The 24,114-nt window shown below is 39.6% G+C and carries 24 protein-coding genes; 16 read left to right on the top strand and 8 right to left on the bottom strand.

Features of this window, described 5'->3' with window-relative positions; translation table 11 throughout:
- The first annotated feature begins 109 nt into the window (after positions 1–109).
- The 3 genes from mdh to secDF all read left to right on the top strand — a co-directional run bounded on the left by mdh (position 110) and on the right by secDF (position 4,977).
- A complete protein-coding gene (gene mdh / locus ABVM49_RS00945; protein ID WP_299148087.1) occupies positions 110–1,036 on the top strand; it encodes a malate dehydrogenase in 927 nt (308 codons plus the stop codon).
- 202 nt (positions 1,037–1,238) lie between these two features.
- On the top strand, positions 1,239–1,835 hold the full coding sequence (locus ABVM49_RS00950; RefSeq protein ID WP_405202648.1) for a hypothetical protein: 597 nt from the start codon (positions 1,239–1,241) through the stop codon (positions 1,833–1,835).
- A 163-nt stretch (positions 1,836–1,998) separates the two neighbouring features.
- Positions 1,999–4,977, top strand: a complete 2,979-nt coding sequence (gene secDF, locus ABVM49_RS00955) for a protein translocase subunit SecDF (RefSeq protein WP_405202649.1) — start codon at positions 1,999–2,001, stop codon at positions 4,975–4,977.
- Between the two features lie 218 nt (positions 4,978–5,195).
- On the opposite strand, the gene ABVM49_RS00960 is transcribed toward secDF, so the two are convergent.
- The 3 genes from ABVM49_RS00960 to ABVM49_RS00970 form a co-directional block, all read right to left on the bottom strand.
- On the bottom strand, positions 5,196–5,837 hold the full coding sequence (locus ABVM49_RS00960) for a 7-carboxy-7-deazaguanine synthase QueE (protein ID WP_035336039.1): 642 nt from the start codon (positions 5,835–5,837) through the stop codon (positions 5,196–5,198).
- Positions 5,838–5,927: 90 nt separating this feature from the next.
- The gene (locus ABVM49_RS00965) at positions 5,928–7,085 is read right to left on the bottom strand and encodes an MFS transporter (protein ID WP_405202650.1); all 1,158 of its coding nucleotides are present in this window, start codon (positions 7,083–7,085) and stop codon (positions 5,928–5,930) included.
- A 123-nt stretch (positions 7,086–7,208) separates the two neighbouring features.
- The gene (locus ABVM49_RS00970; RefSeq protein WP_405202651.1) at positions 7,209–7,832 is read right to left on the bottom strand and encodes a hypothetical protein; all 624 of its coding nucleotides are present in this window, start codon (positions 7,830–7,832) and stop codon (positions 7,209–7,211) included.
- 185 nt (positions 7,833–8,017) lie between these two features.
- On the opposite strand from ABVM49_RS00970, the gene kynU reads away from it, so the two are divergent.
- From kynU to ABVM49_RS01020, 10 genes are all read left to right on the top strand, one after another.
- The gene (gene kynU / locus ABVM49_RS00975; protein ID WP_405202652.1) at positions 8,018–9,280 is read left to right on the top strand and encodes a kynureninase; all 1,263 of its coding nucleotides are present in this window, start codon (positions 8,018–8,020) and stop codon (positions 9,278–9,280) included.
- The gene (locus ABVM49_RS00980) at positions 9,280–9,897 is read left to right on the top strand and encodes an FMN-binding negative transcriptional regulator (RefSeq protein WP_405202653.1); all 618 of its coding nucleotides are present in this window, start codon (positions 9,280–9,282) and stop codon (positions 9,895–9,897) included. Before kynU ends, ABVM49_RS00980 begins: the two co-directional genes overlap by 1 nt.
- A gap of 49 nt (positions 9,898–9,946) precedes the next feature.
- The gene (locus tag ABVM49_RS00985; protein ID WP_405202654.1) at positions 9,947–11,347 is read left to right on the top strand and encodes an FAD-dependent oxidoreductase; all 1,401 of its coding nucleotides are present in this window, start codon (positions 9,947–9,949) and stop codon (positions 11,345–11,347) included.
- Positions 11,348–11,362: 15 nt separating this feature from the next.
- The gene (locus ABVM49_RS00990) at positions 11,363–11,815 is read left to right on the top strand and encodes a RidA family protein (RefSeq protein WP_405202655.1); all 453 of its coding nucleotides are present in this window, start codon (positions 11,363–11,365) and stop codon (positions 11,813–11,815) included.
- 204 nt (positions 11,816–12,019) lie between these two features.
- Entirely contained in the window at positions 12,020–12,337 is a 318-nt protein-coding gene (locus tag ABVM49_RS00995; protein WP_405202657.1) for a GIY-YIG nuclease family protein, read from the top strand.
- Between the two features lie 91 nt (positions 12,338–12,428).
- Positions 12,429–13,871 carry an aldehyde dehydrogenase gene (locus tag ABVM49_RS01000; RefSeq protein ID WP_405202659.1) on the top strand — a complete coding sequence of 481 codons (1,443 nt, stop codon included), beginning with the start codon at positions 12,429–12,431 and terminating at the stop codon, positions 13,869–13,871.
- 58 nt (positions 13,872–13,929) lie between these two features.
- Positions 13,930–14,709: an SDR family oxidoreductase gene (locus ABVM49_RS01005; RefSeq protein ID WP_405202661.1), complete on the top strand. Its 780-nt coding sequence runs from the start codon at positions 13,930–13,932 to the stop codon at positions 14,707–14,709.
- Positions 14,710–15,171: a DUF1648 domain-containing protein gene (locus ABVM49_RS01010; protein ID WP_405202662.1), complete on the top strand. Its 462-nt coding sequence runs from the start codon at positions 14,710–14,712 to the stop codon at positions 15,169–15,171. It begins immediately after the preceding gene.
- A 79-nt stretch (positions 15,172–15,250) separates the two neighbouring features.
- Positions 15,251–16,342, top strand: coding sequence for an amidohydrolase family protein (locus ABVM49_RS01015; RefSeq protein ID WP_375252292.1), 1,092 nt, complete (start codon positions 15,251–15,253; stop codon positions 16,340–16,342).
- 66 nt (positions 16,343–16,408) lie between these two features.
- The gene (locus ABVM49_RS01020; RefSeq protein ID WP_405202663.1) at positions 16,409–17,050 is read left to right on the top strand and encodes an O-methyltransferase; all 642 of its coding nucleotides are present in this window, start codon (positions 16,409–16,411) and stop codon (positions 17,048–17,050) included.
- A 110-nt stretch (positions 17,051–17,160) separates the two neighbouring features.
- Here ABVM49_RS01020 and ABVM49_RS01025 read toward each other — a convergent pair whose 3' ends face one another.
- The 3 genes from ABVM49_RS01025 to ABVM49_RS01035 form a co-directional block, all read right to left on the bottom strand.
- A complete protein-coding gene (locus tag ABVM49_RS01025) occupies positions 17,161–18,705 on the bottom strand; it encodes a S8 family peptidase (RefSeq protein WP_405202664.1) in 1,545 nt (514 codons plus the stop codon).
- A 124-nt stretch (positions 18,706–18,829) separates the two neighbouring features.
- On the bottom strand, positions 18,830–19,387 hold the full coding sequence (locus tag ABVM49_RS01030; protein WP_405202665.1) for a phosphatase PAP2 family protein: 558 nt from the start codon (positions 19,385–19,387) through the stop codon (positions 18,830–18,832).
- Positions 19,388–19,669: a twin-arginine translocase TatA/TatE family subunit gene (locus ABVM49_RS01035; protein ID WP_035327726.1), complete on the bottom strand. Its 282-nt coding sequence runs from the start codon at positions 19,667–19,669 to the stop codon at positions 19,388–19,390.
- 318 nt (positions 19,670–19,987) lie between these two features.
- Between ABVM49_RS01035 and ABVM49_RS01040 the strand changes: the two genes are divergently transcribed.
- Positions 19,988–20,851, top strand: a complete 864-nt coding sequence (locus tag ABVM49_RS01040) for an RNA polymerase sigma factor RpoD/SigA (RefSeq protein ID WP_035327724.1) — start codon at positions 19,988–19,990, stop codon at positions 20,849–20,851.
- A gap of 246 nt (positions 20,852–21,097) precedes the next feature.
- Positions 21,098–21,757, top strand: coding sequence for a ribulose-phosphate 3-epimerase (rpe, locus tag ABVM49_RS01045; RefSeq protein WP_380033375.1), 660 nt, complete (start codon positions 21,098–21,100; stop codon positions 21,755–21,757).
- A gap of 76 nt (positions 21,758–21,833) precedes the next feature.
- Here the strand turns inward: rpe and ABVM49_RS01050 are convergent, their stop codons facing one another.
- Together ABVM49_RS01050 and ABVM49_RS01055 are read right to left on the bottom strand one after the other, a co-directional pair.
- Entirely contained in the window at positions 21,834–22,535 is a 702-nt protein-coding gene (locus tag ABVM49_RS01050; RefSeq protein ID WP_405202667.1) for a Bax inhibitor-1 family protein, read from the bottom strand.
- 135 nt (positions 22,536–22,670) lie between these two features.
- Positions 22,671–23,204: a hypothetical protein gene (locus ABVM49_RS01055; RefSeq protein ID WP_405202668.1), complete on the bottom strand. Its 534-nt coding sequence runs from the start codon at positions 23,202–23,204 to the stop codon at positions 22,671–22,673.
- A 191-nt stretch (positions 23,205–23,395) separates the two neighbouring features.
- On the opposite strand from ABVM49_RS01055, the gene ABVM49_RS01060 reads away from it, so the two are divergent.
- Positions 23,396–24,097, top strand: a complete 702-nt coding sequence (locus tag ABVM49_RS01060) for a DUF4331 family protein (protein WP_405202669.1) — start codon at positions 23,396–23,398, stop codon at positions 24,095–24,097.
- Positions 24,098–24,114 lie beyond the last annotated feature (17 nt).

The raw sequence follows: 24,114 nt of genomic DNA on the forward strand, positions 1-24,114 counted from the left end.
TTAATACAGTTTTATCATCTTAGACTACATTAAAAGAAGGAGATATCGTATTTTCGTAGCAGCTTTAAAAAGCTGTATAAATCAACATAAATATTAAAAATTATATCCAATGAAAGTTACCGTAGTAGGTGCTGGAGCCGTAGGTGCCAGCTGTGCAGAATATATCGCAATAAAAGATTTTGCTAGTGAAGTAGTATTAGTAGACATTAAAGAAGGTTTTGCCGAAGGTAAAGCAATGGATTTAATGCAAACAGCTTCATTAAACGGTTTTGATACAAAAATCACAGGTACTACTGGTGATTACTCAAAAACTGCAGGTAGTGATATCGCGGTAATTACTTCTGGTATACCTCGTAAGCCAGGTATGACTCGTGAAGAACTTATAGGTATTAACGCAGGTATCGTAAAAAGTGTTGCTGCTAGTCTTGTAAAAGAGTCTCCTAATGTGATCCTTATCGTAGTATCTAATCCTATGGATACAATGACTTACCTAGCTCATAAAGTAACTGGACTTCCTAAAAACCGTATTATCGGTATGGGTGGTGCTCTTGATAGTGCACGTTTTAAGTACCGTCTTGCCGAAGCTCTAGAAGCTCCTATCTCAGATGTAGATGGTATGGTAATAGGTGGACACTCAGATAAAGGAATGGTACCACTTACACGTCTTGCAACTCGCAACAGTGTACCAGTATCAGAATTTATTTCTGACGAACGTCTTACTCAAGTAAAAGAAGATACTAAAGTAGGTGGAGCAACACTTACTAAACTTCTCGGAACTTCTGCTTGGTACGCACCAGGAGCAGCAGTATCAGGTCTTGTACAGGCTATTGCTTGTGACCAAAAGAAAATATTCCCTTGTTCTACACTACTAGATGGTGAGTACGGTCTTTCTGATCTTTGTATCGGTGTGCCAGTAGTACTAGGTAAAAACGGAATCGAAAAAATAGTAGAGATCAACCTTGACGATGCAGAAAAAGCACACCTTGCAGAAAGTGCAGAGGGCGTTAAGAAAACTAACGGATTATTAGAGCTATAATACAGCCTACATAACTCGACACAAAGAGCCTGTTACTTAAATGTAGCAGGCTTTTTTTACGCTTTCGCGAAAGCGGAATACTTAAAAACTAACAAAATAACACGTTACAAGCCCTTTAAGTATGCTAATAAGTAGTCTTTAAAACATTGGGTACTTAGCCTGAGAATATTATATTTGTCGCCTGATGAATAAACATCAATTTGTGAGAAACAAGTGGTACTTATACACATTTATTATTGCCCTAGCTATTTTAGGAATAAGCTTGGAGCAAAATGCTGTACCTAACCAGGAGATTCTCATAAAATTTACTACTTCTCAAAACAGTGTGCATAACACTCAAGATGCAATTGCACTTGTAAAGAGCAAACTAGAAAATGTAGACGTAAGTAATATCAAAGTTGAAGAGCTTGCAGATGGAACGCTCAAACTCAGTTACTACAGTGATCTAGACGTATCTGAGATCCAAAAAATATTTGGCAAAGAAAATAGTAGTCAAGCTTATACAACTACTTCTGACCACTACCCTACTGGTGAGAGTCTTGGAGAGTACTATGAGTTGGACATCTATAAAATTCAGAATACTAGCGATTTTGATGGACCAGCGGGTCATATTATTGAGCCTAAGTCTGAGACTACACGTGCTACAAGCTTTGATACCTATGCTGCTTTTAATAACCAGCAAGCAAGAGAAGAAAATAGTAATACACACACAACCTATACACTTTATAGGTACAATGCTATCGCATTAAAAAATATCCAGTACCGCATACCACAAGTACGTGCTGGACCTATTTCTTAACAACTTCACCTAGATATATACAGTCTAGCTAGTGGCTAGTTGTAATATCCACAACGCTGCTTCAATACCCAGAATTGGCACTTATTATCAATTAATTATTTATCAACCTTCAGAGATTTTGGTTTACAGTAAAGCCACCTTTTCTGAACTCAAACAAAGTAAAATGCAAAACAAAGGACTCATTAGAGTTTTTGCGTTAATTTTTGGTCTGGTATGTTTATACCAACTATCATTTACGTATTTAACAAACAAAACAGAAGACGAAGCAAAGGCTTATGCCGTTGCACAAGCGCCTACAGATGCAGATGCACAAGATCGCATAGAGCGCACGTACTTAGACAGCATAGGAGCAAATCCTATCTTTGCTGGCATCACTTATAATGATGCAAAAGAGAAAGAGCTTAATAAAGGTCTGGATCTTAAAGGAGGTATCAACGTGATACTTCAGATATCTATACGTGATATCTTAGGTGGTCTTTCTAACAACAGTACAGACCCAGCTTTTATCGCAGCACTAGATGCTACAGATGAGGCGCAAAAAGATAGCCAAAACACTTACTTTGAGGATTTTGTAACAGAATTTGAAAAGCAGGGTGGGCAACTAGCTTCTCCAGACATCTTTGCAAATGTTGTTCTAGAGGACAAAGTAAACACAGGAATGAGCAACTCTGAAGTTGCTACAGTTCTTGAAGGTGAAATTAAAGAAACTATAGGCTCTGCTTTTGAAACGTTACGTAATCGTATTGATAAGTTTGGAGTTACACAACCTAACATACAGTCTCTAGGAGATAACGGGCGTATACTTGTTGAGCTTCCAGGAGCAAAGGATATTGACCGTGTGAGAGGTCTTCTTGAAAAGACAGCACAACTTGAGTTTTATCAAACTCACTATGCTGGTGAAGTACTTAACTACCTTGTAGGGGCAAATGAAACATTAAGAACTCTTGTTGCTGCATCTGAGAAAAAAGAAGCCGCTGTTGCTCAAGACAGCACACTAGATGATAATGTATCTGACCTACTTAAAGATGTAGATGAAGAAGAAGAGGAGCAAGATTTTGGACCATTATTTAAAGTCTTTAGTCCTAATCAACAAGCGGTTCAAATGAGCTCAATCCCAACTGTAGGATTTGCTGCTGTAAAAGATACAGCAACAATCAACTCTTACTTGAGAAACCCAGCAGTTATCAAGCAGCGTCCAGCATCTTTACGTTATGCAAAGTTTGCTTGGGGTGTACCAGAAGAAGGTGCAGACATCGTAGGACTTTATGCACTTGAGTCTAATAGACAGGGAGCGCCTTATATGGACGGTGACGTTGTAAACGACTCACGCCAGCAATTTACACAAACACAACAACCATCTGTAGGTCTTGATTTTGAAGGACAAGGGGTTAACCAATGGGCAAAACTTACTCGTGAGGTTGCTCAAAAAGGAAATGCTATTGCCATTGCACTAGATGGTAATGTATACTCTGCAGCAAATGCTCGTCAAGAGATTAAAGGAGGTAGCACAGAGATCTCTGGTAACTTTACAGTAGCAAGCGCGCAAGATCTTGCAACAGTATTAAACGCAGGTAAACTTCCTGCATCTGCTAAGATTATTCAAGCAGAAGAAATAGGACCATCATTAGGTCAAGAGGCAATTAACTCTGGTATCTTATCATTTTTAATTGCACTTTCTCTAGTACTTATCTGGATGGTATTTTACTACGGTAAAGCCGGAGGATTTGCAGATATCGCACTTGTAGTTAACATCCTTTTCATCTTTGGAGTACTTGCTGGTCTTGGAGCTGTACTTACACTTCCTGGTATTGCGGGTATTGTACTTACTATAGGTATGTCTGTAGATGCAAACGTACTTATCTTTGAGCGTATTAAAGAAGAGATACGCAAAGGAAAGTCTCAAAAAGATGCTATTAAAGACGGTTTTAACAACGCACTTTCATCTATTCTTGATGCAAACATTACGACCTTCTTAACAGCACTTATCCTTTTCTTATTTGGAACAGGACCGGTACAAGGATTTGCAACTACGCTTATGATAGGTATTGCAACATCACTTTTCTGTGCAATCTTTATCACACGTCTATTTATAGATGGATACGGTAAAAACGGAAAGTCTTTAGAGTTTGCTACATCTATGACTAAGAACCTATTTGTAAATAACAATGTAGACTTCTTAGGAAAACGTAAAATTGCTTACGCTATCTCTGGAGTACTTATCGTAGGAGGTCTTGCTGCTTTATTAACAGGAGGTCTTGACGCAGGTATTGACTTTGTAGGAGGTCGTACGTATACAGTACGTTTTGATCAACCTATGAATGCACAAGAAGTAGAAGATGCACTTGTTGCAGATTTTGGAAGTGCAGATGTAAAAACTTTTGGAGCAGATAATCAATTAAAGATTACTACAAAGTACCGTATCGATGAGACAGGTACAGATATAGATGCTCAGGTTGAGCAACAACTATTTACATCACTTACACCATTCTTACCTAGCGGTATGACTTATGCAGCATTTGCAAAGTCTACAGATGATAAGCAGGTAGGTAAAATGGAATACTATATGGTAGGTCCTACTATTGCAGATGATATTAAGAAAGGTGCACTTTTTGCCGTAATCGGTTCATTAATTGTGGTATTCTTATACATCTTATTACGTTTCCGTAGATGGCAATTCTCTCTTGGAGCTGTAGCTGCAGTTTTCCACGATGTATTGTTAGTACTAGGAGTCTTTGCAATATTTAAAAACATAATGCCATTTGATATGGAGGTAGATCAAAACTTTATTGCGGCTATTCTTACCGTGATTGGGTACTCTCTGAATGATACCGTGGTAGTTTTTGACCGTATACGTGAGTACATTAAAGAGCACGGTTCTACTAGAGGATTTGGTAAATTAATTAACCAAGCACTTAACAGTACATTGAGCCGTACACTTAACACCTCTGTAACTACGTTAATCGTACTTCTAGCGATCTTCTTCTTAGGAGCTCCATCTATTAGAGGATTAATGTTTGCACTTATTGTAGGTGTAATCGTAGGTACATATTCTTCACTATTTATAGCAACTCCTGTAATGTTTGACACAGTACAGAAGAAAGGATTAAAGGAAGAAAAAGAAGAGGAAGAAGTAGAAGCATAAGCTTCTAAGAAACTCAATAAATAGAAAATCCGCTACTGAGAAGTAGCGGATTTTTTTATGCGCTTTCGCGAAAATTAGCTGTTAGCAAATATAAAGTTGCTGGATATTTGACGATAAAATTTTTAAAAAAGATGTACAAAAACTATTGGGCTACCAACTTCATCATCTCCGTAAAAGTACCCCTTGCTTATAGCATATAGCCTAAAGCTTTAAGCCTACTATGGAATATTTAAATACTTATGTGTCTGTAAGCTCACCTTCCATTTTGGGTTTTTCATCACATAATCTACAATGAGTGGCACCATCTTATCACGCACAGACCATTCTGGTTGTAAGTATAGAATACAGTCCTCGCCCACTTGTGCAGCGTGCTTCTCTGCAAAGTCAAAATCTGACTTATTAAAGATAATCACCTTCAGTTCGTTTGCTTTTTCTAATACAGACTGTGTAGGCAGCATACGCTTTTTGGGAGAAAGACATATCCAGTCCCAATCACCAGATAATTGGTAGGCACCAGAAGTCTCAATATGAGTTGTAAGTCCTAGTGACTTTAATTTTTTAGTAAGCGGGTTCATATCCCACATAAGCGGCTCACCACCCGTCACCACGATAGTATCTGAGTACTTTGCAGCATTTTCGGCAATGGTATTTGCATTTGTAGGAGGGTGTATTGCAGCATCCCAACTTTCCTTCACATCACACCAGTGACATCCCACGTCACAACCACCTACTCGTATAAAATAAGCTGCTGTTCCTTTATGGAATCCTTCTCCTTGTATGGTATAAAATTCCTCCATAAGCGGAAGCATCTCACCAAGGTCTATTTGTGCTTGTAATGAATCTAGGGCCTGTTTTGTCATAGCGTGCAAAGATAGATAATACTACTAGATTTAAAACTATTTACAATAACTGTCTACTTTACCTTAACATACGTGTAGCTATAGTTGGGGTTAATTACGCTTTCGCGAAAGCGTAATCCCAATAATCATCGCTAGTAATGCTCCGCCACCTAGCACCGTAAAGCTCAGCTTGAGACTTGAAAAATCTGCCAAAAACCCCACCAATGGTGGACTCGCAAGAAACCCTATAAAACCAGCTCCCGCAACAAACGAAATACCGTCTGCGCTGTTTACTCCTTTTGCTTTCCCTGCAAGTCTAAGCAACTCAGGAATAATCACAGAAAAGCCGAGCCCTATAATTGCAAAACCTACAAGAGTGACATAGGTACTAGCTGAGAGTACCGCTAGGTAGCCTACAACCGCAAGAAGAGCACCACCTATGATAATTTTGAGTGACCCAAAACGCTTACTCACCCCATCACCAAAGAAACGCCCTATCGCCATAAACAGTGAGAAAAGTAAAAACCCCATTCCTGCAGTTTTTTCTGTAGCTACTTGCACAATATCTTCTAGATATAGTTTACTCCACTGCTCAATGGCTCCTTCGCTGCCCATAATTATAAGAGCTATGATGGTAAGACCTAACAGCGGTTTGAGTAAATTGAAATTAAATGTCCCGTGACTGTCATCTATAGGTGTTCTATGCGTTATATAACTTTTGCATAGCCATAAGTTTGTGACAATGACCAGAATTGCAGCTCCCATACTGTGATAAACAGGCACCTTAACAAGGTCTATTATAAAATAACCTATCACTGCGGCAATTGCTCCTCCTATAGAAAAGAAACCGTGAGAAGAACTCATAATATGCACATTATCTTCGGTTTCAATATCTGAGACGAGCGCATTCATTGCTATATCTGTAAAACAAGAAAATAGCCCTACAGAAAACAAGGAAACACACAGAAGTGCATAAGATGGCGCAAGTAATGGCATTAAAAACAATAGTGAGAAGATAATAATACCTGCTACTGTAGATGCCCCTACTCCCACTCGCTTTATAACTCGAGAGGCCACCGTGAGCGACACGAGACTTCCTAACCCCATACAGAATAAAGCTACACCTAGCTCACCATCATCTATTTCTAGCTTTTCTTTTACTCTCGGGATGTAAAGCACCCAGGTACCTATCATAATATTGAGTGAAGCAAAAACCCAAGCGGGTGCAAAGTATCTTTTTCTTGATAGTATGAGAAACAGAGAGTTCATCTCTCAAAAGTAAATCATCTTATAACTCAAACCACAATAGCGCAAGAATTTGTACGCAAACGTTTTATAATAAAAAGGTCTCCCATATTGAGAGACCTTTTTATTATAGTATGTCAGTAATATTTACTCTTGAACTGTTACATTTTTCCATTTTCCACCACCAAAGTAAAATCCTAAAGAGATACCAAAGTACCCATTCTTTACAGCACCAAACTCATTATTATTAAGGTCACGTAATTGACCTTCTGGCGCAAAATTATACTCTGCAGCAAGTCTAAACTTAAAGTAGTCAAAACCTACTCGCAACATCCCACCTAGACCACCATCCGTTTCAATATTATTTGCATCGTCATATTCATCAAAATCTGCAATAACGTTTGCACTAGAAACATATCCTACTCCTGCACCTCCAAATACTGCAAAAGGTGACCCATCTCTATGGTAAAAGTAATAATCTATTGTACCTAGGTATGATCCATAAACAGTAACGACATCTGTTTCAAAAACGTCAATTTCATTAGAAGGACTTGTTAACTCGGCAAGTGCCGCACCACCTATTCTAAAACCTACATTTATCTTTTCATCTATAGACCATTTAGGCTCCAGATTAAATAAAACACCATCTCCATATTCATTACCCGCAGCATAACCTAGGCGTATATCAAATCTAAATTTTTCTTTTTCTTGTGCAGTAACCTGTGTATAGCATCCTGCAATTAGTAAAAGTAGTACAGCTAGTTTTTTCATAAAGTTTATTATTAAATGCTCCACAAATATAAATAACCTTCTCTCTCAACGTAAGAAAAACTCAGTTACATATTATAATTTAAATGTGCGGAACATCTACGCTGCTTCATAAGCCTGTAAAGACATTTTCTCCCTTAAAATCATTATTTTTAGACAAGCAATAGTTCTTCAAGAAAACAGCATATATGGTGTATGAAAATAATCTCGCTTTCGCGAAAGCGCAAGACGAAAAAGATCCCCTTAAAGAGTACCGTAATCACTTCTACATACCAGTAGACAAAGAGGATAACGAACTTATCTACCTCTGCGGAAACAGTCTAGGCTGCCAGCCAAAATCTGTCGCACAATACATCGAGCAAGAACTCAATGACTGGGCAGATCTGGGTGTTGAAGGGCATTTTAAAGAAGAAACTCCGTGGATGTCTTATCACGAGGAACTCGCAAAACCTATGGCACACATCGTAGGTGCAAAACCGAGTGAGGTAGTGATAATGAATACGCTCACGACAAACCTTCACTTGATGATGGTTTCGTTTTACAATCCTACACCATCACGTCATAAAATCATTATAGAAAGTGATGCTTTCCCATCAGATAAGTATGCGGTAGAAAGTCAGATACGCCAGCGTGGATACGATCCAGAGACGAGCCTTATACTATGGCAACCTCGAGAAGGAGAAGAATTATGCCGTTATGAAGACCTAGAAGCACTTGTAAAAGAACACGGTGACAGCGTTGCGCTATTACTCATAGGTAACACAAACTATTATTCTGGACAGTACTACCCTATTAAAAAAATCACTGATTTAGGTCACAACAACGGCAGCAAAGTAGGCTTTGACCTTGCACACGGCGTGGGTAATATTATGCCAGACTTACACGAGAGCGGTGCAGATTTTGCCGTGTGGTGTACTTATAAATACCTCAACAGCGGCCCAGGAAGTCTAGGTGGTTGCTTTGTACACGAGCGCCACCATACAGATAAAAACATACAGCGATTTACAGGCTGGTGGGGACAAAATAAAGACACACGCTTTAATATGCGCAAAGGCTTTGACCCCATACCAACTGCCGAAGGCTGGCAATTGTCAAATCCTCCTATCCTTAGTATGGCAGCGGTAAAGGCGAGCTTAGATATTTTTGAGGAAGCTGGTATGAGCAACATACGCGCAAAATCTAAAAAACTCACTGGCTATCTGGAGTTCTTAGTAAACGAACTCAACAATGAGCACATCGCTATCATTACACCTAGCGATCCAGCGCAACGTGGGTGTCAACTAAGTATTCAAGTAAAAAATGCCGATAAGAGTTTACACAAAAAACTAACCGAAGCAGGAGTCATCTCAGACTGGCGTGAGCCAGATGTAATACGTGTCGCTCCAGCGCCGCTTTACAATAGTTATCAAGACGTATTTGAAATGGTAGAACGACTCAAAAAGATACTGTAATGTATATCCCTGAGATTTATAAAAATGAAAACCCAGAGGAGATACGCAGTTTCTTAAAAGAGAATGCTTTTGGGATTCTTGTCACAAATCTTGAAGGAAAATCGTGTGCGACACACATCCCCCTAGAATTATCAAAACGTCCAGACGGCACCGAAATCATACACGCACACATCTCAAAAATGAATGAGCAAGTTGCTCATCTCAACAATGGCGCAGAGGCGCTCTGTATTTTTAATGGACCTCACAGTTATATTTCGGCTAGTTGGTACGATTTTGAAGAAGTATCCACCTGGAACTATACGGCCGTACAAGTGAGAGGTAATGTGCGTTTACTAGATAAGGAAGGCACTTATAAATCCATCAAAGCATTGATGGATAAGTATGAAGCACCGCAAAAAAATCCAATAGATATGGATGCGCTTTCTGAAAAAACATTGCGACAAATAAACGGCGTCGTGGCATTTGAGATTGAGATCACGAGCATTGAAGCTGTAAAAAAGATGTCACAAAACAGAAACGACAAAAATCACGCTGCTGTAGTATCTAGCTTACGCGAAAATGGAACTCCAAACGACAAAGCCGTCGCAGACGAAATGGAGTGCTTGAGAAATAAATAACATTCAAACAGTACTAACTGAGAGATCACGCTAGTACTCACAATATAATATGGCAAAACAAGAACACATACTCATTATAGGCGCAGGCCTTTGCGGTTCGCTTCTAGCGTTACGTATGGCGCAACGTGGTTATAAAATCACCTTGATGGAAAAGCGTCCAGACCTAAGAGCCGTACATCAAGATGCTGGTAGAAGTATCAACCTCGCTTTATCAGACAGAGGCTTAAAAGGAATACGCCTTGTAGGTCTTGAAGATCGAGTAAAAGATTTGTGTATCCCTATGAATGGAAGGATGTTGCACGACAAAGAAAGTAACACGCTTTTTAGTCCGTACTCTGGACGTACAGATGAATACATAAATTCTATCTCACGTACAGACCTCAACATTATGCTACTCAATGCGGCAGATGAGTATGATACCTTACAGGTTCACTTTAACCAGGCGTGTACAAACGTAGATCTTAAAAATGCTACGGCAACCTTTACAGATTATCACACAAAAGAAGAGCAAACCATCACTGCAGATATTATTTTAGGAGCAGATGGTGCAGGATCTGCAGTGCGTAAGAGTATGTATATGAGTCGCGACTTTTTATTCAGCTTCTCGCAAGATTACTTAGGTCACGGTTATAAAGAACTCACCTTCCCTCCTGCCGAAAATGGCGGTTACCGCACTGAAAAAAATGCCTTACACATCTGGCCACGTGGTCGTGATATGATCATTGCTTTGCCTAACCTAGACGGGAGTTTTACTGTAACGCTATTTATAGATTATGAAGATGCTCCAGATAGTTTTGCATCACTAGATAGTCCAGCTGCAATTACAGAATACTTTACACGCCAGTTTCCAGACGCTATCCCAATGATGCCAGAACTGGTAAAAGAGTATGAAGAAAATCCTGTAGGGCCGCTAGGCACTATAAAATGCCACCCGTGGAGCGCCTTTGGAAAAACGTGTATTCTAGGAGATGCGGCACACGCCATTGTTCCATTTTATGGACAAGGGATGAATGCTAGTTTTGAAGATGTGGTAGTTTTTGACGCGACGCTAGATGCATTTGGGGATCAAGGATGGGATAAGGTTTTCAAGGAATTTGAAAAAACTAGAAAACCAGATACAGATGCCATTGCAGACCTTGCCGTAGATAACTTTCACGAGATGAAAGAACACACGGCTCACCCTATGTTTCAAGAGAAGAGAAAGCTCGAGACACAATTTGAGAAAGAATTCCCAACGGAGTATTACTCAAAATATAGTCTAGTAACTTTCAACGAAGCTATAGGATACAAAGAGGCGATGACGCGCGGTAGAGCACAAAACAAGGCTATTTTAAACCTACTGGATGACGGATTACTACCTGATTCTCTTTCGCTTAAAGCGAAATTAAAAAAAGTACAACAGGCTACAGAAGACATCTTGCACGACGATGCCATAGCCGGAAACATATAACAAAATCATATACCTATGAGTGATAAAGATTTAGACCTACGTTTACAAGGCGATCCTTTTAATGAAAAGAAAGTGACACCTAGAGGAGCTTATCCTCATATTAAAAGAGCTGGAGACTTTCTATTTGTGTCAGGCACCAGCAGCCGCAAGTCAGATAACACCTTTGCTGGCGTGCACGTGATAGACGAGATGGGTACAATGCACCTTGATATCAAAGAGCAAACCAGAGCCGTACTAGAAAACATAAAGAAAACACTTGCAACCGCAAATGCCACGATAGAAGATGTGGTAGATGTCACTTCGTTTCTTGTAAATATGAATGATTTTGGCGGTTACAACGAAGCCTACGGAGAGTTTTTTAATAAAGAAACTGGCCCTGCAAGAACCACCGTAGCCGTACACCAGCTACCACACCCGCATCTGGTGGTTGAGATTAAGGTGATGGCTTATAAGCCGATAGAAAAATAGAAGCAATGTCTCTTCGAGCGCAGGCGAGAATTTGTCCATTGGCTAGAAACTCTAAAAGTGTCCCTTCGAGCGCAGTCGAGAAGTTGTCCCTTCTAGCACGGCCGAGAAGATATCTTTTTAAATAAGGTCGAAATGATGTAATTTCAAAAGCAGTCGAGAAGATGTCCGTTCGAGCGCAGTCGAGAACTCAATGAACCTAACCTAATGAAAACCTATTACGTCTATATGCTCAAATGCAATGACAACCTGATTTACACAGGTGTTACAAATGATATAGCGAGACGTTATGAAGAACATCAACAAGGACGAAATAAGAGTAGCTTCACATACAAGCGTCGCCCAGTTACATTGATTTGGCACGAAGTGTTTAATGATATAGAGCAAGCAATTGCCCTTGAAAAGAAACTCAAAAAATGGAGTTCAAAAAAGAAATTGGCTCTAGCATCTGAAGATTATGATATGATTCAGGCTTTAGCGGAATGTAGGAATGCGAGTCATTTTAAATATAACCCTGACAGTTAGTTCTCGACTGCGCTCGAACTGACAAAGAAAACTCGACTGCGCTCGGACTGACAGGAGAAAAATGTAGAGATCGAACTGATAAAAGAAAACAATGAACATCAAAAACTACATAAACGGCGACTATAAAAATCCAACATCAAATGATTGGTTAGATAATTATGAGCCAGCTTCTGGTGAGGTATATGGGCAGATTCCCAATAGTAGTGCGCAAGATATTGAGGAAGCTACCGCTTTCGCGAAAGCGGCATTCCCGCAGTGGTCCAGCACCACGCTTGATGAGCGCAGTCGCATCTTGATGAACATTGCAAGTGGCATTGAAGCTAGACTTGAAGAACTTGCGCTAGCCGAAAGTCGCGATAATGGGAAACCGGTTTCACTAGCAATGGCTGTGGATATTCCGAGGGCGGCGAGTAACTTTCGGTTTTTTGCAAATGCGATCACTCAGTTTTCGGCAGAGAGTCACGAGAGTGTTGGGCTGAACGCAATGAATTTTACCCTGCGTAAACCCATAGGCGTGGTGGGATGCATAAGCCCGTGGAATTTACCACTGTATCTCTTCACTTGGAAAATCGCTCCGGCTTTAGCCGCTGGCAGTTGTGTGATTGCAAAACCTAGTGAAGTGACTCCTATGACGGCTTACCTGCTAGGTGAGATTTGTACAGAGGCCGGGCTTCCTCCAGGTGTTCTCAATATAGTACACGGACTGGGACACACAACGGGACAAGCTATTTTAGAACATAAAGACATCAAGGCGATAAGTTTTACGGGAGGTACAAAAACGGGAGCGCATCTCGCAAAGACGTGTGCCCCTATGTTTAAAAAACTCTCGCTAGAACTAGGTGGTAAAAACCCAAATCTCATTTTTGCCGATTGTAATTATGAGGATATGCTTGCCACAACCGTAAGGAGCTCCTTTGCAAATCAAGGGCAAATCTGTCTCTGTGGGAGTCGCATTTTTGTAGAGCGATCTATTTATGACCGATTTAAAAGTGATTTCATTTCAAAAGTTAAGGAGTTAGTCGTGGGCCATCCATCACAAGAGAAAACAAACCTTGGAGCTCTCGTATCAAAATCACACCTTGAGAAAGTAGAAGATTACATTCACAATGCACAGACTTACGGTGGTACTGTTCTTTGTGGTGGTAAGCGAGTAACCGTTGCAGGATATGAGAAGGGCTATTACTTAGAACCTACGGTTATTGAGGTGGACAGTAATAACTGCAAACTTAACCAAGAAGAGATTTTTGGACCTGTAGTGACTATAATGCCCTTTGACACCGAAGAAGAAGCCCTTGCTCTTGCAAACGGCACAAAATACGGACTCTCCGCAACGGTTTGGACTCAGCAACTTGACAGAACAATGCGTTTAAGCAATGCACTTGAAGCTGGTATTGTCTGGGTGAATACTTGGATGAATCGAGATTTGCGCACACCCTTTGGTGGAGTGAAAGCAAGCGGCGTAGGTCGTGAAGGCGGTTTTGAAGCGCTCCGATTTTTTACTGAAGCAAAGAATGTTTGTATAAAATATAATTAGAAAATAAAATTAGAGCTCAATCGGACAGATTAGTTCGCTACGCTCGCAATCACATACTATGAAACTAAACCTAACTAATAAAAATGCACTCGTCTGTGGCTCTACAGCCGGGATCGGACTAGCTACGGCTATGGGTCTAGCAGAAGAAGGTGCAAACGTAACCCTTGCTGCTCGTACAGAAGAGAAGCTCAAAAACGTAATCAAGCAGTTACCTAATAACGGCTCACAAAAGCACAGCTATGTGGTGGCAGATTTTACAAATCCGCAGGAGGTGGCAGCTGCTGTTTCGGCAACAGACAATGTGTATCACATATTAATCAATAACACGGGTGGCCCTCCAGGTGGACCCATTGTGGATGCAGATGTTACCGCTTTCGCAAAAGCGTTTACACAACACCTACAAACCAACCACCTATTAACACAAACCGTACTCCCAGGGATGAAAGCCGAAGGATATGGACGTATCATTAACGTGATTTCTACCTCGGTAAAGCAACCGCTAGATGGTCTAGGCGTGAGTAACACGATACGTGGTGCCGTGGCAAACTGGAGTAAAACAATGGCAAATGAACTAGGGCAATACGGCATCACTGTAAACAACGTGCTTCCTGGCGCAACCGCTACTGGTAGACTCTCTGAGATTATAGAAAACAAGGCAAAAAAGACTGGGAAATCTATAGAAGAGGTATCTCAAGCTATGGCAAACGCTTCACCAGCAAAACGTTTTGCAAAGCCAGAAGAGGTAGCAAATGCAATTGTTTTTCTAGCTAGTGAAGCCGCTTCATTTATTAATGGAATCAATGTTCCTGTAGATGGAGGGCGCACAAAAAGCTTGTAGATGGATATTAAAAAGATTTTCTGGATACTAAGTTGGCTCGTGGCGGGAGTTACCTTTGCGATGATTTTGATACACTATGGAGACATTCCAGACGAAGTACCTATGCACTTTGATGCGACTGGAGTGGCAGATAGATATGGGTCAAAAAATGAACTTTTTATCTTACCCATACTTAGCGTCTTACTTATCTTACTATTCCAGTTTATGACAGGCAAGTCTATAAAGATTAATAAGCATAAACAAGGGGTTAAAAATGAGGCACAGGTTACCGTTACAAAAACCTTTATGTCACAAATGGCGCTGTATTGCACCCTTCTTTTTGGGTGGCTGGTATATCAATCTATGGCAGTTGCCGTGGGTAAACAGACGGGATTAAGTAATTATTTTTTGGTTGCAACCTTTGGCGGTTTTATTATACTACTCGTCTTATATTATATACAACTCAAGAAGGTAAAAGAGTAAGGCGGTACTCATATAATAATTGTATTTTTAAAAACACAACAGCGATTGCGTAGTACGCTTTCGCGAAAGCATACTCAATATGTCACATAAAAAACTTCGCATAAACGGTCACTCTCACCTACTTCCCTACCCTGAGGAAATTCCTCAGTTTATGAAAGACAAAGGGATTTTTTGGGTAGACAAAGACCGAAAGTTTATGCTCCAAAAAGACTGGAGCAGACCTGTGACAGATTCTAGTTTTTTCTTGCACGAAAAACTGGAGTGGATGGAACGCAACAAGGTAGACCACGCGGTGGTACTTAACCTCTCGCAACTTTATGGAAACGGACTGCGTCTAGAGGAAATGAAGCAAGCACTTAAGTTTCAGAACGACTTTAATGCACGAGTACAACAAGATCACCCAGATAAGTTTACAACTGGTTTTGTGGTACACCCAGGGTTTGTGCGTGGAGCATTATGGGAGATAGAGCGATGTGTAGAAGTGCTAGGTATGGATTTACTATGCTTACCTACACACTATATGGATACCATCGGGACGTGGCGATGTATTTTTGATGAAGAAAATGAACCTATTTTTGAACTCGCAAGCAAGTATAACCTCGCAGTAGAGATTCACCCGTATGATGGTGAGAAGTTTATAAAACTGCAGAATACAAACTGGCGTTTTCACCTCATCTGGATGCTTGCACAATGTGCAGATGCCTACCACTTTCTTACGCTTAATGGCTATGCAGATAAGTATCCTGGTATGCGTGTGTGCTTTGCACACGGTGGCCAACTAGCACAAATAAATCTAGGGAGACGTATACAAGGTTTTGACGGAAGGCCAGATCTTTTTGAAGGAAAAACACACCCACGTAAATCTGTGGGGCATCCTAATATCTTTTTTGACACCCTAGTACACGATACAAATTCGCTTAAAATGGTGATAGAAAACCAAGGAGTCAAGCAGGTGGTTATGGGACTTGATGATCCATACCCGCTGGGTGAGATGGAAAGCGACAACCAGAGTAGTTATCCTGGTAAAATATTAGATCTTGCTTTAGAACGCGAGATTATTAATGCTACCGAGTATGACCAGATATGGGATGATAATGTTGTGCGCTGGCTATATGGAGATGATGAGAAGCGCAAAGAAGCTTTCAGGAAAAGAATATTAGGCGAAAAATAAATTATTGCATTACCTAGACCTATCTCAAGAACGATAGGTAATTTTGCCCTTTCAAACTTATTTATAATGCATTTTTTACCAGAGGAACTTGATGATTATGTGGTTGCCCACTCGGCGCAAGAACCAGCTCATCTCAAAGCGCTTACAAAGGAAACCTATCAAAAGATACTACAACCACGTATGCTTTCTGGTGCGTATCAAGGTAGAGTGCTTAGTATGATAAGCAAGCTAGTAAACCCAAAAAACATTCTTGAGATAGGAACTTTTACAGGCTACTCTGGCTTATGCCTCGCCGAAGGTTTACAACAAGAAGGCTCTCTACACACCATAGATATCAAGGAAGAACTTGTAGATTTCCAGCGCAAGCATTTTGACGCTTCGCCTTACGGATCACAAATTACACAGCACCTCGGTCAAGCATTAGATATCATTCCAACCATTGATACTACTTTTGACCTCGTTTTTATAGATGCAGATAAACGCAACTACATTAACTACTATAATGTGATTATTGATAAGATGAACAAGGGTGGCATTATCCTCTCTGATAATGTGCTCTGGAGCGGCAAAGTGGTTGAACCACTTAACGAGAAAGACATAGACACTAAAGTGTTACTGGAGTATAACAAACTACTCAATGAAGACAAACGTCTAGAGACCGTTCTATTACCTATAAGAGATGGGCTTACGGTGAGTCGTGTGAGGTAGTATATTACTGGTTTTAATTACGCTTTCGCGAAAGCGTAATTCTAGATATCAAAAAAAAGATCTCATTGATGATTACAATGAGACCTTTGATATTCAAAATGACATCCTATTTACTGTACAGCTTGGTAGGCATCTATATTACCATAACCGTACTTACTACTCGTATTACCATATAAGTCTGATGACTGGCGAAGTCTATTAAGAACCTGCTGTCTTGACCAGTTAGGGTATTTTGACCAAACCATCGCTGCAACTCCAGCCATAGTTGCTGTAGCTACAGATGAGCCACCTACATAATCACGTTGCCCCTGGTTAAAACCTATCACTGGTGTTGTTCTATCATCATTACTATCGCGTTCCATCACGATTGTAAATTCTATCTCGTTACCGTCGTGACAAATATCACACTCCCTATAACCTCCAGACCAGTCGGTCACTCCTGTCACTGCAATAGCCTCTGGCATACTTGCTGGAAAAATAACTGGGTACCAGTTTGTAGCACTGGTGCTTGTACCTCCTGCAGCAAATATGAGTTTACCACGACTATATGCATAACGTACAGCATCTCTTACATTACCTATACTCCAAGGGTAACCTATAGACATTGAGATAATATCTACATCACTCCTATCTGCAAGTGCTCGTAATGCGTTAGACACCCCTTTGCGCTCGTGATAATCATTAAGAACAACATCAGATGTTCCTCTATACATTACAAGATTTGCATCATAAGCTACTCCAGAAGGAAGGCCATCGTTGTTGCGAGGTCCTGCGGCGACTCCTGCCATACTTGTACCGTGACCACAACGGTCATTAGGTCCATCTAGATTATTAGACCACCACCAGGCAGAGTCTATATAAGTTCCATATTTTTCTACCGTTCTTCCATTTATAGAAGCTCCATCTCCAAAACTGCTACCCAGCAATGGCTGGTTAGGTGAAAGACCTGTATCTATAATACCTATTGTGATACCTGCACCACGAGAGCGCCCCCAAGCGCTGGCTATATTGTGACGATCAAACGTCCAAGGTACAAGTGCTCCCGGCCATATACTTCTATAATCTGCACTATTAAGGCTACTGCCACTAGTATCACAACCTGCACTACGTGTTTGAGTAGGCGCCGGCTTTGCTCCTTGTGGAGTAGTGATATCATAATAAGAATAACCGTTAGGTTCTAAATACCTCACTCCATCTGAGGCTAGGAGCTCTCTTATAGTTTCTAGCTTTGTGACCTCAAGGTCTACGACATTAAGAACCTCATCTTCTTTTACTCTGAAATCTTTTTTGGCAATTTGCTCACTACTTTGAACTAGATCTACAAGACCAAGCCTTGTGGCATCAAGACGGTCATTTTTTTCTGTTCTAAAGCTCTCACCTTTTTCACCATAACCTATGGTAAGAACGTTACCTCCGTGTACTGTGGCACTCCAAAGCACATTGGCCGGGACTTCACTCCAAGAGAATGATTGTTTTTCATAAAATGACTGGTTGATTAAGGCGTTAATCTCTTCGATAGTTAAGAACGCGTCTGAATCTTGAAGGTTTACCTCTACATTTTCCGTAAGAAGGTCTGACGCTTCATCTTGGTCTTTTGTACAAGAGAATGCCGCAAGAAGGCACAGTCCAAGTACTAAGGAGTTAGCTTTTTTCATATTGATTAGGTTTGCATTAAAATCACCTCAATTTATTAAAAATTTAATAATTATGCGCGCATAATATTAAAATCATAATTTTATATATGAAATTTTAAAGAATATGTTTTTATATAGGTAATGATTACGCCTTTAACAGCAAGCGCCTACCTAGATATTTCCAAAAAACAAAGCCTATAGTAGTTCCTACAAGTGCCCCTACAAATATGTCGCCCGGGTAATGGACCCCCACAAGAATACGACTCATAATAAAAAGTAGTGGCCAGATATAAAATAAATACACCCACTTAAACCTTGATCGCAATGCCAGTACAACAAATGTGGTTATTGCAAAAGAAACAGCTGCGTGACCGGAAAAAAAGCTAAAGTTACCCGGAGTTTGTAATACCCGTATAAGCTCTGAAAGTTCTGTATTATTATTAGGCCTTAGTCTACCTACTGTATTTTTTACAAGTTCTGTAAGACCTAGTGTTGTGACAAAAACTAAGAGTGTTATACCTACACCTATAAATGCCTTGTGACGTGTGTAAACTATAAAAAAGAGAATAAAAAAGAGAATGTAGAGCGGTGTCCAGTGCTCAATCTTAGTGACAAAAATCCAGAAGGCATCATATTCTTCTATACCCAGACTGTTAAGGTATATAAATAATGACCTATCCCATTGCTGGAGTTGCTCCCACATCTAGAGCGATCTTTTAATAGGCCCCGTGATGTCGTTTATATCTTCCTTTGCCTTATCTATTTCTTTCTTGATATCCTTAGTTACATCAAGATCTATATCGTTACGCTCTGCAGTTTTAGTTATTTCAGATTTGATATCATTTGTAGCGTCTTTAATCTGACGCATACCTTTCCCTAGACCACGTGCGATTTCTGGGACTTTATCTGCACCAAAAACCATAATCACTATAAAAATAATGAAGGCAATCTCGGTACCCGAAATAAAAAGAGGTAAGCTTATCATAGGTTGCAAAGATATTTAATAGCAATATGGTTTAAAAGCTTTATATAATATTATTGAGTCTCCAAACGTTGTGTTTTACGCTTTCGCGAAAGCGTAACTCCTTCACTTCACATTTATGATACATTAAACTGTACATACTTGCTAAAGTTGAAACTACTGATAATATATAAGTATAAAAACCAGTGTTTTGTGAGGTTTGAAAAAGCGCCTTAAGCTATAACTAAAAAACCACTTAAAAAAAACTTTAAGATTTTTGTAACATTTTGCAACTTTGCCTCGTATAATAAATGAACGCTAACCCAAGTTTATTTCGGCCCTATGAGACAGCTTAAAATTACTAAGCAGGTAACAAACAGAGAGACTGCTTCTTTAGATAAGTACCTACAAGAAATAGGTAAAGTAGATCTTATTACTGCAGAGGAAGAGGTAGAACTAGCACAGCGCATAAAAGCGGGTGATCACCGTGCTCTGGAACAGCTCACTAAGGCAAATTTGCGTTTTGTAGTTTCTGTATCAAAACAGTACCAAAATCAAGGGCTTACACTACCAGATCTTATTAATGAGGGTAATCTAGGACTTATCAAGGCGGCACAACGCTTTGACGAGACACGTGGGTTTAAGTTCATATCATATGCTGTATGGTGGATAAGACAGTCTATCTTACAGGCGCTAGCAGAGCAGTCACGTATAGTAAGATTACCACTTAACAAGATAGGCTCCATAAATAAAATTAATAAGACTTTTGCTTTTTTAGAACAAGCTAACGAGCGTCCTCCTAGTCCTGAAGAGATTGCAAAGGAGCTGGATATGACTATAAAAGATGTAAAAGAGTCTCTTAAAAACTCTGGACGTCATATAAGTATGGATGCTCCTCTTGTAGAAGGAGAAGATTCTAATCTTTATGATGTATTAAACTCTGGAGAATCACCTAACCCTGACCGTGCTTTATTGCACGAATCTCTTAAAACAGAAATAGAGAGAGCGCTAGAGACACTTACCCCTCGTGAAGCAGATGTGGTGAGACTCTACTTTGGGCTAGGAGACCAACGACCTATGTCGCTAGAAGAAATAGGAGAAACCTTTGACCTTACTCGAGAACGAGTTAGACAGATAAAGGAAAAAGCTATACGTAGACTCAAGCATACCTCAAGAAGTAAAATTCTTAAAACATATCTGGGATAAACGTGATATATGCATCGATAAAGTGCATAATCTCTTAAAGTTTCAGTTTAACTTTTTGTAAAATAAAAGTTTTGGTATCTTTACCGAACTAATGTAAGTAATTAACGCCTCTGGCGACTTAATAACCGCAACAACAGTTTATCATAACTGTTCGTTTTTTGATTGATGAATGAATCCCCGGCTGATTACCGGGGATTTTTCATTTCAATATTTAGATAATCTTATCTTTACCCTAAAGAATCTTTTATGTCTTCAAAACTCATAGCCCCTTCTATACTAGCAGCAGACTTTGCAAACTTGCAACGTGATATAGAAATGATAAATAATAGCAATGCAGACTGGTTTCATATAGATATTATGGATGGTGTTTTTGTGCCTAATATCTCTTTTGGTATGCCAGTACTTAGAGATATCACTAAGCACGCTAGTAAGCCTATAGATGTGCACTTAATGATAGTAGATCCAGATAGGTACATACAGACATTTGCAGATTTGGGAGCAGATATTCTTACTGTACATTATGAGGCTTGCACGCATTTACACAGAACACTACAGGCTATAAAAGATGCTGGTATGAAAGCTGGTGTAGCACTTAACCCACACACACCTATATCTCTACTAGAAGATGTAATAAGAGACATTGATCTAGTTTGTGTGATGAGTGTAAATCCTGGTTTTGGCGGTCAAAAATTTATAGAAAATACTTATGATAAAGTGGCTGCGCTCAACTCTCTCATTATAAGAAAAGGTGCGACCACGCTTATAGAAATAGACGGTGGTGTAACAAATAAAAATGCTTCACAACTTATTGAAAAAGGAGCAGATGTGCTCGTAGCCGGAAGCTATGTTTTTAAGGCCGAAAATCCTGTTACCACAATTAAAAATCTAAAATCACAGATTATATAAGTGGTCAATTAAGTAAATAAAAAAGCCATCGCTTATACAGCAATGGCTTTTTTTGTTTTTATAAAACTTGGTATTACTAGTCTCTTGACATAAATATTCTAAGTATGTACCAAAATAATAACATAAGTGATGCAAATAAGCCTAAGGCAGCAGCGACATACTGCTCCTCATCATATTTATGAACCATATTTGAGGTTGTATAAAGTATAGACCCTGCAGCAAGAGCAACCATCCCTACACTAAACCAGAGTCCTAAGTCAAATCCAAATAACAAACCTGCAACCATAAGACCTAGAGCAAGAAAGAAACCTATAGTGAGTATTGATTTTAAAAACGAAAAATCTTTTTTTGTTATAATCACCACTCCAGATAACCCCGCAAAGAGTGCAATAGTCATTACAGCAGCTTTTTGAAGCATCTCAACACCATCTATCATTGAGAAAGCAATGAGCAATAAGGGTATGAAAATAAAGGCTTCGGCCACTACATAGATACCTAGCGCTAGATAATGCTTCTTCTTATCACGGGAGTTAAGTGCTAGGCCTTCGGCATAGTTTGTAATAAACATAAATGCTCCCAGTAATAATAACCAACTCCATCCACCCGTAAGTGACATTGCAAAGTTTACTATAACTGGTGATTGAAAAAATAAGTACTCAGTAACGATAAAAAGTAATACCGCTAGCGCAACATAGGTATATGTCTTTCGGTAGAAGTCTACGCGCTGCTCGTCTGAGAGTGCGCTTACTGGTAAAAATTGAGGTTGTGGTGATTCCATATAAATATATTTGATTGATGATTAATAGTTTCAAATGTAATAAAAGATGTTTTACGCTTTCGCGAAAGCGTAATTAAAACCTACAAGCGCCTATTAGTCTATAGTTGTACTTAATAGGTATAGTCTAAAGGATTCTTACTTCTTTGAAGAAGCTCCTTTAAAGTTATGAGAGCTATTTTTGAATAAGACATTAAAGGTAGTAAGACTTCCGTAGATGCGGGTAATATACTGTTGTAGGTCTATTTTATCTTGATCATCAAGAGTTTTACTCGCGTTTATCTTTTGCTCCATCACACGTATACGGTCGCGCACCATCACGATTTTATGAAAGAAACTATCTATAGGAATTTCTTTTGAGGCTAGGCTACTATCCTTTGGGTTCATTGTGAGGGTACCTCCTCTCCACTTATCTGCAAGTGGGACGACCTCAGAGATGTCACTATATCTTTTTAACAAGTCTCTTAAAGACTTCTCTACTTCATAAAAACTTACAGTATCTACCTCATCTTCTATAGCTTCTATCACGTCAAAATGATCATCTAGCGTGATGGTCTCTAGACCACCGTCTATAAAGGTTACCCAATATAACTCTGATGTTACATTTGTAATCACCCCTTTTCCAAGTTTATGGTGATCTATTCTACTCCCTATTCCTAATAATGTATTCATTTACTATGGTGTTTGTATAAGGTCTAAGGTATTATACTCTATTGAAAATTGCACAAACTGCTTGTAAAATTTGTGTAAAGAGGGATTGTAGAATGCTGTTTTGAAAAATTATGTTAACAAGAGTTTAACGTATGCCATAAAACCCATAGCACATAAGCTGCGTAGATATCTGAAATAAATAACATACAACAATGAAAACAGTATCAAAAATTCTAATTGCCAGCGCACTTGTTGCTGGAGTGGGTGCTCTTATCGCGGCAGACCACCTAGATGCACCAGCTGTGGGAGGAACCACGGCAGACATCACAGATTATTTTGCCTTTGAAAGTGCAGAAAATGGAGACAACACCGTATTTGTAGCAAACGTACAGAGCTCGCTAGCGCCAGCAGGTAACGACGCAACATTTGACGAGAACGTTCTAGTTGAGTTTAATATAGATAACACGGGAGATCTTGTAGAAGATCGCGTGATACAAGCTATAGCTAGAGATGGGAGAATGTACTTTTTTGGGCCATATGCGCCTTCTAGCACAGGGTTAAATAGTACAATAGATGCTTCTCAAATGATAGGTTCAGTAGCGATTACTACAGATGGTAATGCTATTACAGAAACTACAGAAGGTGGTATTAAAATGTTTGCAGGCCCTAGAGAAGATCCTTTCTTTTTTGATTTTGGAACTTTTAATGCTGTTATAGGCGGAGATGCAGAAAACAATGGCCCTAATGGAGGTTTTCAAACTGCCGAAAATGCAGTAGACACCTTTGACGGTACAAATGTGCTATCAATAGTTGTAGAAATCCCTAACGCCCTTATAGGACCTACAGTAGCTCACCCAGCAGGATTTGATGTACAAGTATGGAATACTTGGGTAGAAGCAAAAAGACAACAATAATATTACTAAAGACACAT

It is taken from the genome of Dokdonia sp. LLG6352-1, from assembly GCF_045055815.1.
GTDB classification, from domain to species: Bacteria; Bacteroidota; Bacteroidia; order Flavobacteriales; family Flavobacteriaceae; genus Dokdonia; species Dokdonia donghaensis.